The 9284-nt window shown below is 42.3% G+C and carries 7 protein-coding genes; 4 read left to right on the top strand and 3 right to left on the bottom strand.

Annotated features, from left to right (window positions below):
- Positions 1-225 precede the first annotated feature (225 nt).
- Complete coding sequence (cobO, locus tag AACW06_RS18290; protein ID WP_172531917.1) at positions 226-831, top strand: cob(I)yrinic acid a,c-diamide adenosyltransferase; 606 nt, start codon at positions 226-228, stop codon at positions 829-831.
- A 52-nt stretch (positions 832-883) separates the two neighbouring features.
- On the opposite strand, the gene AACW06_RS18285 is transcribed toward cobO, so the two are convergent.
- The 3 genes from AACW06_RS18285 to apbC all read right to left on the bottom strand — a co-directional run bounded on the left by AACW06_RS18285 (position 884) and on the right by apbC (position 4983).
- On the bottom strand, positions 884-3013 hold the full coding sequence (locus AACW06_RS18285) for an AsmA family protein (protein ID WP_192076173.1): 2130 nt from the start codon (positions 3011-3013) through the stop codon (positions 884-886).
- A gap of 83 nt (positions 3014-3096) precedes the next feature.
- On the bottom strand, positions 3097-3738 hold the full coding sequence (gene udk / locus AACW06_RS18280) for a uridine kinase (RefSeq protein ID WP_053310194.1): 642 nt from the start codon (positions 3736-3738) through the stop codon (positions 3097-3099).
- A 168-nt stretch (positions 3739-3906) separates the two neighbouring features.
- Positions 3907-4983, bottom strand: coding sequence for an iron-sulfur cluster carrier protein ApbC (gene apbC, locus AACW06_RS18275; RefSeq protein WP_192076172.1), 1077 nt, complete (start codon positions 4981-4983; stop codon positions 3907-3909).
- A 157-nt stretch (positions 4984-5140) separates the two neighbouring features.
- On the opposite strand from apbC, the gene metG reads away from it, so the two are divergent.
- The 3 genes from metG (at position 5141) to AACW06_RS18260 (ending at position 9129) form a co-directional block, all read left to right on the top strand.
- Entirely contained in the window at positions 5141-7216 is a 2076-nt protein-coding gene (gene metG, locus AACW06_RS18270) for a methionine--tRNA ligase (RefSeq protein ID WP_192076171.1), read from the top strand.
- A gap of 222 nt (positions 7217-7438) precedes the next feature.
- Complete coding sequence (locus tag AACW06_RS18265) at positions 7439-8245, top strand: hypothetical protein (RefSeq protein ID WP_192076170.1); 807 nt, start codon at positions 7439-7441, stop codon at positions 8243-8245.
- Between the two features lie 134 nt (positions 8246-8379).
- Positions 8380-9129, top strand: coding sequence for a substrate-binding periplasmic protein (locus tag AACW06_RS18260; RefSeq protein ID WP_192076169.1), 750 nt, complete (start codon positions 8380-8382; stop codon positions 9127-9129).
- Positions 9130-9284 lie beyond the last annotated feature (155 nt).

Here is a 9284-nt window from a genome sequence, read left to right as displayed (position 1 = left end):
ATGATATCGAGGGCTTGAGAAACGTGCATAAAAAAATCCGATAAACAATGTCTATCGGATTTTTACATAAAGGTAGGATCATTCAACTGATCTGCCGATTAAAGTCTTAACTGATCGGCATTAGAGCACTGCTCTGGCTTTTTTATTCCTTGTCATTCCGATGGTTTTTGCTGACGAGTAGTTGAGATATGATAGCGACAATACTATTAATGAACAGGATTGGGCATGTCTACCGAAGAGATTAAAAATGAACGCCACAAGGCGCGGCAGCAGAAAGTAAAAGAACAAGTCGATGCAAAAATTGCCGCAGCCCAGCAAGAAAAAGGCTTGCTGTTAATTATTACGGGTAATGGTAAAGGTAAATCAACTTCCGGCTTTGGCACCATTGCTCGTGCAGTTGGACATGGGATGAAATGCTCGGTAGCACAATTTATTAAAGGAACATGGGCCAATGGTGAGCGTAATTTATTAGAAAAACTGGGGGTCGAATTTCAAGTTATGGCCACCGGTTTTACTTGGGAAACACAGAATAAAGAAGCTGATACACAAGCTGCGCAGTCGGTATGGCAAGAGTGCAAACGCATGCTCAAAGATGAGTCGATTGATGTGGTGCTATTTGACGAACTGACTTACATGGTGAGTTATGGGTACATTGATTTAGATGAAGTGGTCAGCGCATTAGAGCAACGTCCTAAAATGCAGTCCGTTGTCATTACTGGTCGTGGAGCACATCGCACCTTAATTGAAATGGCTGATACAGTCTCAGAAGTTAAAAACGTAAAACATGCTTTTGAGTCTGGGGTAAAAGCCTTAAAAGGTGTGGATTGGTAGAACGAAGATAGCCTCCTCATCTGAGGAGGCTATAAAGATACCTATTCGAGAATTAGTTAAACAACCCTTTCAATAAGCTATCCACGGCTTTTTTGGTTTTCTCATCTTTGATCTCGACGCCTAATTTTTCTAAACCACGATCGATCTCTTTTTGCGCTTTTTGCTTAAGCACGTCATCAAACACTAGCTTAAATTTAGGATCAGCCCATTTTCCTGATACATTGATAGGAATGGTTACATCGCGAAGTTCATCGATATCTTGGCCACCTTGACCTTCGAGTGAACCAACAATCGAAGTACTGACTAAGAAATCTACCGTTTCATCAAGATAATTTGCTTTACCTTCACCGCGAATTCTTAGCAACGGTGATTGCATCGCTAGGTTATTGGTAGAAACCTCACCTTTATTCAGTGTCAATGTCGCAGTCATAGTGCTAAAGTCTGTTTTTTGCACAGCATCACTTTCTACTTTTTTACCTTTGATTTTGGCGTAATTGCTACGAATCAAGTGCGCGATATTGATGCCATTGACTGCCCCATCTGCAAAATTAATCTTTACCGTACCGACAAGGTTCTTTTTAATGCCCGTCGGTGTCAAGCTTTGGCCTTTGACATCCACATCAAAATTTCCCGTCCCTTCTAACATTTCGTTATTCGCGACATCTTTTAATAGTGGCAGGACTTTCACACCCTTTATGTTTTTTTTCACACTGTAGGTAGCCGGAGTTTTAGTTGCATCTAAACGAGCCGTCGCTTGGATAGAGCCTTGGTACAAATCAGATGTAAATGACACCAAATCGGCAACACCGCGGTTAACACTAAAATTGGTTTTGACATTTTGTAGGTGAGCATTGCTTGCCTTGAACTTATCAATCACCACCACACCTTTTACATCCAATGTTTTTAATGCGCTTAGATCTGGTTCAACCTCAGGGGCAGCAGTAGCCGTTGCCACCTTATCGGTAGTCGGTGCAGCCGACTGAGTGGTTCCACTTACTGGCTTACTCGCAGGCTCGGCAGTTGTTGAACCCAAAAACTCATCAAGATCGATATTTGGGCTGTGGAGATTAAAACGAATTTTAGGAATGTCGGCTAAAGTAACATTAGCATCACCATCAAAGCTCAAGGCATTGGCTGTAAGTTTATTTAACAGCACATTGAGGTAGCCTTTTGTGATATCAAAACTGATATCCGAGCTCAGCCCGACCTTCATCGGGTTTTGCGGTAAACTCGCCCCTTCTAGATTGGCATCCAGCGTTAACTTATCAACTTTCACCAAGCTGATGGCTTTATCAACGGTAAGTTGGGCGCTCCCTTGCGCATCTAACGCTAGATCAGCGGCTTTGCCTTTCACGCTAAATAAAAGGTCATTTACCTTATCAAACTCAAAAGTCGCTAATTCGACTTTTGCAGCATCAATTTGGTTTGATGGGTCACTAAAACTCGTATCAAGAACGATATTCTTTAATGCATATTCTTTAAAACCAGCACCCAATTTAAACTCTGATCGGCCTGTTGCGGCAAAATTTTGTTGGTTATTTTTGCCTTTGGCAGCAAAAGTCATTGAGGTCCATTTATCAGCCGCAAACTCAGAAAGATTGAGAGCCACATCATAGAGTTTTGTATGCGTACCCGCTTTACGATCTTGTATTTCAAGTAACGCATTTTCTACACTAACACCTGCAAGGTTAATGCTCCACTCTTGGGCCGGACTTGCAGAATTATCGCTATTCTGTGCATTTGGCGAAGGCTTTTCATCTGATGAAACTTGAGTCGTTTGAGAGGCTGCTGGCTGAGTCAAACTATCTAGATTTGAGCGACCATCTTTGAGGGTTTCGAGGTGAAACTCCGCCCCATTTAAGCTGATATTGCCAATTTCTAACTGCTTATCAAGCAAAGGCATAACAGATATATCAATACCAACTTGCTCCACTTTAAACAAGTTTGCAGCAGTAAAACCTTGCGGATTTCTCAGCTCGGTTCTGCCCAGTTCGAAGCCGATGGAAGGGAAGAAACTCCAGTCAATATTCCCTTCTATCACTAAGTCTAAGCCAGTTTGTTTTTTAGTTTGCTCCACGATCAATGGTTTAAATTGGTTAGGGTTAACCAAAAGGACAAGTGCGAGCACGGCCGAGATTAACACGCCAATAATGATGGCAATGAAAATAAACAATTTTTTCATCAGCTTTTTCCTTGCTTATGTTTAGATACAGAAAGTGGCACATAACGTGCCACTTGTCTGCTTAAAAATAAAGACCACTAACGTTAAGATTTCAACAACTTAGCAATGTGGGCTTTCAATACATCAATGGCAATACGGTTTTTACCACCGCGTGGAACAATAATGTCAGCGTACTGTTTTGACGGTTCAATAAATTGCATAAACATCGGACGAACCGTTTTTTGGTACTGCTTTAAAACAGACTCCATAGTTCGACCTCGTTCTTCAACATCACGCTTAACACGGCGTAATAAACAGATATCCAGTGGTGTATCCATAAATACCGTTGCATGCATTAAATCACGCAAGCGAGGATCAGTAAGAAGCAAGATACCTTCTAAGATAATCACTTTTTTCGGGGTAAGCGTTGTCGTTTTATCAGTACGAGTATGCTCAGTATAGCTGTATTCTGGCACTTCAACCGCTTCGCCGCGAGTCAATTTTTCTAAATGTTGGCAAAGAAGGTCGTGATCAAGTGCACTCGGGTGGTCGTAGTTTGTCTTTACACGCTCTTCCATGCTGAGATGGCTTTGGTCGTTGTAATAGCAATCTTCCGTAATCACACCAATTTGGTGGTCGCCCACTTTGGCACGAAGTTCATTATATATCGTGCTTGCTATAAGGCTTTTTCCAGAAGCTGAAGCGCCAGCAATACCTACGATGACGCATTGATTATTATCAGACATTATTTTTGCACCCGATGTGGTTTGGTGATGAAAATAGATAAACTGCCCGATTATAGGGACTTAACCGATGTGATGCCAGTCAATGCTTAGACTTTAAAGCGGGTTTTATTCGAATGGATTAACAAAGCACCAAGCAAACGTTTTCGTCGCTACGTGGTGCTTAACGGACTATTCAACCAATGTAAAACTAATTGCATCAGGTTTGACTTTTCCTTGCCAATACAAACGAGAACAGACATGATCAGCTAACGCCAAGTAGTGCTCAGCGTGCTCGCTTTCTGGTCTTGCAACTACCGTAGGTTTACCTTGGTCAATATCTTCACGAACAGTGATGTGTAAAGGGATCTTCGCTAGCAAAGCTAAACCATACTCATTGGCGAGTTGCTGCGCACCTCCCATTCCAAAGATATGCTCTTTCTCACCACAGTGACTGCAAATGTGGTAGCTCATGTTTTCAACTAATCCAACCACCGGCACATCCACTTTTTCAAACATCGCCGCTCCCTTACGTGCATCCGCAAGCGCAAGGTCTTGTGGTGTCGTCACGATCACCGCCCCTGTTACAGGAATTTGCTGAGAAAGCGTTAATTGAATATCCCCCGTGCCCGGCGGCATATCAATCACGAGGTAATCCAATTCCGGCCACTCGGTTTCATTGAGTAATTGTGCTAGCGCTTTTGAAGCCATTGGCCCTCGCCAAATTGCCGCTTCGGCTTTATCAACCAGATAACCAATTGAGTGAGTATAAATGCTATGCGCAAGGATCGGCTGCATCCACTTATTGTCTCGCACTTCTGGTTTAGCATCTTGCTTACCAAGCATCATCGGCACTGATGGGCCATAAATATCGGCATCTAACAAACCGACTTTAGCGCCAGAGTGAGCAATTGCTAATGCCAAATTAACTGCGGTCGTTGATTTCCCAACCCCACCTTTTGCTGATGTCACTGCGATAATATTCTTTACCCCGTTTACACCGTGGGCAACTTTCGTTTGCAAGGCTTTCGGTGCGATAAGCACATCAAAACTAAATTCCACTACTTCTTTGGCTTGCTGTTTTGCTGTGATCCACTGAGATAACGATTGAACCAATTCACTCGCCGCAAAAGGTAGTTGAATGTTAAAAATACCCGCAGCAGAAATGGAAACTAAATTAGGCTGATTTGCCCAACCAGAAATCAGATAAGGATGTTCAAATTGGTTCAACCAATCGCAAAAATCTTGTTTAGACGTGAACTGATGCATAAGCTCTCCTTTTTTGCTCATGCTATCACTCTCCCCTGTCTGACAGAACCCTAAAAAAGTTGCGGGATTCCTTAAGCGCACGCCTTGGAGTCATTCGCTTCATAAGGTAGTATTAGTCACAATTTCTAATATCTATCAATAAAAGCGAATATTAAGTATGGCGACTGATCCAAGAAACGTTTCTTCAAGGAAACTGCTGGTAACTTGTGCCCTTCCGTACGCTAACGGTTCGATCCACCTTGGTCATATGCTTGAGCATATCCAAGCCGACATTTGGGTTCGTTACCAACGCTTACGCGGCAACACTGTAAACTTCATCTGTGCTGACGATGCTCACGGCACGCCAATAATGCTTAAAGCGCAACAGATGGGTATCACGCCAGAAGAAATGATTGCCGCGGTAAGCGAAGAGCACCAAAAAGACTTTGCGGGCTTTGATATCAGTTTTGATAACTACCACAGTACGCACAGCGAAGAAAACCGCAAGTTGGCTTCACATATCTATCTTGAACTGAAGAAAAATGGTTTTATTTCTAGCCGCACTATTTCTCAGTTATTTGACCCAGAAAAAGAGATGTTCCTACCGGATCGCTTTGTCAAAGGTACTTGCCCAAAATGTAAGTCTGAAGACCAATACGGTGACAACTGTGACAATTGTGGCGAAACATACAGCCCTACTGAACTGATTAACCCGAAATCTGCCGTTTCTGGTGCAACTCCGATAATGAAGGACTCTGAACACTTTTTCTTTGACTTGCCTCAGTTTGAAAGCATGCTTAAAGAATGGACTTGTTCTGGTTCACTACAAACCGAAACTGCAAACAAAATGCAAGAATGGTTTGAGGGAGGCCTCCAACAGTGGGATATTTCACGCGATGCGCCATACTTTGGCTTTGAAATTCCAGGCGAAAAGAACAAATTCTTTTATGTGTGGCTAGACGCACCGATTGGCTACATGGGCTCATTCAAAAACCTATGTAACAAACGCGATGACTTAGACTTTGACGAGTACTGGAATAAAGACAGTAAAACAGAGCTATACCACTTCATTGGTAAAGACATTGTCTATTTCCACAGCCTATTCTGGCCTGCCATGCTTGACGGCAGCGGTTTCCGCAAACCAAACAATGTATTCGTGCACGGTTACGTGACTGTCAATGGCGCGAAAATGTCTAAGTCTAAAGGTACATTTGTCAAAGCAAGCACTTACCTTAATCATCTAAACCCTGAATGCTTACGCTACTACTATGCGGCAAAACTTAACAGCCGTATCGATGACCTTGACTTAAACCTTGAAGACTTCACACAACGCGTCAATGCTGATGTGGTTAACAAGATTGTCAACCTTGCTTCTCGTAACGCTGGTTTCATCACCAAGCGTTTTGAAGGCAAGCTTTCTGATACCTTCGCTGAGCCAGAGCTGTACGCTGAATTTTCCGCCGCTGCCGAGCGTATTGCTGAACTTTATGAAACACGTGAATTCAGTCGTGCGATTCGTGAAATTACCGCACTCGCTGACAAAGCAAACCAATACGTTGATGAAAAAGCACCTTGGGTTGTGGCAAAACAAGAAGGTAAAGATCAAGAATTGCAAGATATCTGCTCGGTGGGTATTAATCTATTCCGTGTATTGATGACGTACTTGAAACCAGTTATGCCTGCACTGGCTGCACGTACCGAAGCTTTCTTGAATCAAGAGCTTACGTGGGATGGCGTACAAGATCCACTCACAAGTCATAGCCTAACACCATTCAAAGCGTTATTTAATCGCATTGATCCTAAGCACATTGAAGCCATGATTGAAGCCTCTAAAGAAGATGCAGCAGCGGAAGCCGCAGCAAAAGAAAAAGCAGAAGCGGAAAACGAGAAAGCGAGCCAAACGGAACTGGACAAAGATCCAATTGCAGATGAAATTGAGTTTGATGCATTTGCAGCGGTTGATATGCGTATTGCTCGTATTATCTCGTGTGAAGCAGTGCCAAAAGCGGACAAACTACTGAAATTCCAATTGGATATCGGTGGCGAAACGCGTCAGGTATTCTCTGGTATTAAGTCGGCTTATAAACCAGAAGAGTTAAAAGGTAAACTGACCGTGATGGTCGCTAACCTCAAACCTCGTAAAATGAAGTTTGGCATGTCGGAAGGCATGATCTTAGCCGCTGGCCCTGGTGGTAGTGACTTGTGGATTTTAGAGCCACATGAAGGCGCTCAACCTGGTATGCGCGTAATGTAATCGCTCGCCAAATAACAAAGTCCCCAATGCAGAGATGTATTGGGGATTTTTTATATCACCTGACCATCAATAACAATCTTCCTCATACTTTTAATTCAAAATGCACTATTTTGATGCATTAATTGGCCTCAATAAATCATAAACATCTGAATAATAATAAATTAATAATTGGCATTAAGTCTGCTACCTCCTTATTGGTATAACATTAACAAGGAGTTGGTTATGTTTGTTTTTATCTCTATGCTCGTCTCTATCGGTATATTATGGTTCATGTTTTATTTATCTAAACAGCGTGAATCAACCTTACAGCGGAAATATGAATTACTGATCAATCTGCGCCAATTGCTGCTTCTTAGCCGTCAGCACCGCAGCATTACGCACCATGCATTGCTATCAAACCGTCGACGAGACACCGAATTAACTGAAATACAGGACCAACTATTTCAAAAAAGTAACCAACTGATTACCACAGCACATTTTGACAACAAGCCAATGTACCGTGTACTACAACTCAAGCTAAAAGCATTGATGAATGAATGGCCAGAATGCAGTGTCGATCGTAATCAGATGATGCATGGTAAAACGATTCGCCACTGTATGTTCTTAATGGATGAAGTCATTTTGGCGTGGTTAGTTGAGTCAAGCCGCGAGGACTTAAGTGATGAATACCACATCAACTGGCAACAAGTCATCGATGCGATGGACGCACTCACTCAACTGCGTATTTGTATTGATGATATGCAAAGTCAGGATGGTAGAATGCGCCTACAACACTACAACGATGTAGTAAGGCGTAAGATGAATCAGTTGGCATTAATTAGCCCACTGACAATTGCTTCACCCAGCTGTTCATCGGCCCTGCACTGCTTAGGTGAATTACACAACCACCCCACTTTTGATATTAGCCCTGATAGGATGTATCAAATAACCACCGAAATATCATTGAGCATTTCGCATGTCTACGATCAAATGCTGAGTGATTTAACTGAAAGCCTCTACCAGCCACTACCAAAAATTGCATCCAGTTGAGTAAAATAAGTCGGTTAGCATTGACGCTAATCGACTTACTCGATTTCTATCACAAATATTTTTTAAAAAGAGCGCTAAAAGCAAACGATACCACTAGACTGAGCGATGGGTCGTTCGTCTTTAGGTTGAGATAAATGAAAGCAATATCGTGGATGTTAAGTTGTCTGCTACTCTCTTGCTCGTTAGCCGCACAAGAAATGAGAGTAAAGTTTGCGATTGGTGAATGGGCACCTTATACCAGTTCATCTGCCAACCCCAACGAGAAAATTGCAGAGCAAATAGTGGTCAAAGCCTTTGAAAGCCAAGGTTATCAGGTTGAATTGGATTACTTCCCTTGGCCACGCTCTCTACGACTTGCTGCTCACGACAAATATGATGGTAGCTTTCCCTGGATGATAAGTGACTCAAGGCAAGATAAATTTCTTATCTCAGTGCCATTTTTTACTCAAAAAATTGTCTTTTTCTCGCATAAAGAAGTGGGTTTTACTTGGAACAACACTGAAGATCTAAAAAAATATGCCATTGGTGCAACCCAAGACTATCAAGCGACAAAGCATCTTATCAATTTAGGTATTAAGCCCAATATCGTCAACGCTGAAAAACTTAATTTCATAAAATTAGCCAAGAAACGTATCGATGCTTATCCAACAGGCTTGATCAGAGGAAACTATTTGCTGGGTAAACTGTTTAATAGCAAAGAAGCGGCTCAGATCCAAGTTAATAGTAAAACTCTGATGGAAGAGGAGATGTACATTCTATTTTCGAAGCATAATATTAAACGCAGCCAGCACCTTAACCAAATATTCTCTCAGGGGTTACAGCAACTGATAGACAGTGGTGAATACCAATTGATCGTTTTTGATGAAAATCGTATTAGTGAGTAGAAGTTTTTATTAATGTTCAAATATGTAAAAAAAAAAGTATCCACCGGCATAGCCGGTGGTTTTTCATATGCGCCTATAAGGCTTTCCTACTGGCAGCGCCCTAGCAGGCGCGTAGTGATCTGACATTTGCATATGACTATTTCCTGCGGCCCGTA

It is taken from the genome of Vibrio sp. S12_S33 (genome assembly GCF_963889785.1).
Taxonomy (GTDB): domain Bacteria; phylum Pseudomonadota; class Gammaproteobacteria; order Enterobacterales; family Vibrionaceae; genus Vibrio; species Vibrio aestuarianus.
This window is presented reverse-complemented; position numbering and strand designations above follow the sequence as displayed.

What these genes read in the sequence shown, in the direction of transcription:
- cobO (WP_172531917.1), top strand. Translation starts at nt 226, where the DNA reads ATGTCTACCGAAGAGATTAAAAATGAACGCCACAAGGCGCGGCAGCAG.
- AACW06_RS18285 (WP_192076173.1), bottom strand. Translation starts at nt 3,013, where the DNA reads ATGAAAAAATTGTTTATTTTCATTGCCATCATTATTGGCGTGTTAATC.
- udk (WP_053310194.1), bottom strand. Translation starts at nt 3,738, where the DNA reads ATGTCTGATAATAATCAATGCGTCATCGTAGGTATTGCTGGCGCTTCA.
- apbC (WP_192076172.1), bottom strand. Translation starts at nt 4,983, where the DNA reads ATGCATCAGTTCACGTCTAAACAAGATTTTTGCGATTGGTTGAACCAA.
- metG (WP_192076171.1), top strand. Translation starts at nt 5,141, where the DNA reads ATGGCGACTGATCCAAGAAACGTTTCTTCAAGGAAACTGCTGGTAACT.
- AACW06_RS18265 (WP_192076170.1), top strand. Translation starts at nt 7,439, where the DNA reads ATGTTTGTTTTTATCTCTATGCTCGTCTCTATCGGTATATTATGGTTC.
- AACW06_RS18260 (WP_192076169.1), top strand. Translation starts at nt 8,380, where the DNA reads ATGAAAGCAATATCGTGGATGTTAAGTTGTCTGCTACTCTCTTGCTCG.